Below are 1,102 nucleotides of genomic sequence, written 5' to 3'. Positions count from 1 at the left end.
CCAACTTGAAGTATCCACCTTTACTCTATCAGTTGTGACAACACACCGTAGGTCTGCTCAGTAACATAGACACCCTATGTTATGTACAAGTATTCAAAGGATCTAGGTATAGCTTATTCAGCTTTTATAGAAGCAGACTCAATTCCCTTAAGGATACCATTGACATAGCAGCAACTGGCAAAGTATCTGAAATGACACCATGATTTGCCGCAGAAGAAGTAAAAGGCTGAGCCACTGTACACCATACTACACGGCAACCAGTTGGTCAAAAATAGATTCAGGAAGCATCTTATTTGAGAAACTTGAGTGGCAGGCAGTGTTAAAGCCTTGTCAGCTTAAGCTACAATACAACTGTTGTTACGGGAGATGAATTATGGTTTAATTACTGTAATCAAGGTCAAAGCGTCCATCGGTGATCCTCACGGTCTGGCCGGAGCCATCTAGGTTCTCTGCCGTGAACTCGAAAACGCCTGCAATAATACGGTTCACTGTATCCACCTTTGTGAAGGTGACAAAGCCTGTGTTGCGGCTGGAAGTGATATATCGGCCATTGCCTGGCTTACTCTCCCTGTACATCGCATGGTCCTGGAAGCGCATTTGATCAGGAGCGGGACCGGTATCGAAAGAGAAGTAATGCGTGCCTCTCACCTTCACATCCTCCAAGGCTAATTGTATGGTAGAGTGCTCACCCTCTGCGATGCGGTTGGCAGAGATAAATAATTGTTTGTTTGGGGGATTCACGTAACCGTACCATACTGAGAATTTCCTTGTGTTAAAGCCCGTACCGCGGTCAGCGATCCAGGCTTTGCCGTTCAGTTTGCAGGCAAACGTATTAGAGCCGCTTTGTGTGGGCTTCGGCAGTTTATCCTCACAGGCTATGAGCAAAAAGAGGAAAGGAACGAATTTAAGCAAGGCTTTCATAAACAAGCAGGTCAGACTGGAATAATAGCTAAATATAACTAACATTTGTTATTGTGCAAATATTAATTATATTAATTTTATATATCATAATCAAGCTTTTGAGTTAACATATACAGGAGTTACGCAGAAGCTTTTAACCTTGCCTAAAAGGACATAAATCTGCTTATTAATTTGGTGTTTT

At 42.6% G+C, this 1,102-nt stretch carries 1 protein-coding gene; it reads right to left on the bottom strand.

Annotated features, from left to right (window positions below):
• Positions 1 to 378: 378 nt before the first annotated feature.
• Positions 379 to 966: a Riean_0653 family protein gene (locus tag FVR03_RS24140; RefSeq protein WP_222707322.1), complete on the bottom strand. Its 588-nt coding sequence runs from the start codon at positions 964 to 966 to the stop codon at positions 379 to 381.
• Positions 967 to 1,102 lie beyond the last annotated feature (136 nt).

The organism is Pontibacter qinzhouensis, from assembly GCF_008017455.1.
Classification (GTDB): Bacteria; Bacteroidota; Bacteroidia; order Cytophagales; family Hymenobacteraceae; genus Pontibacter; species Pontibacter qinzhouensis.
The sequence above is the reverse complement of the archived record's forward strand: the minus strand, read 5'-3'. Positions and strand labels throughout refer to the sequence as shown.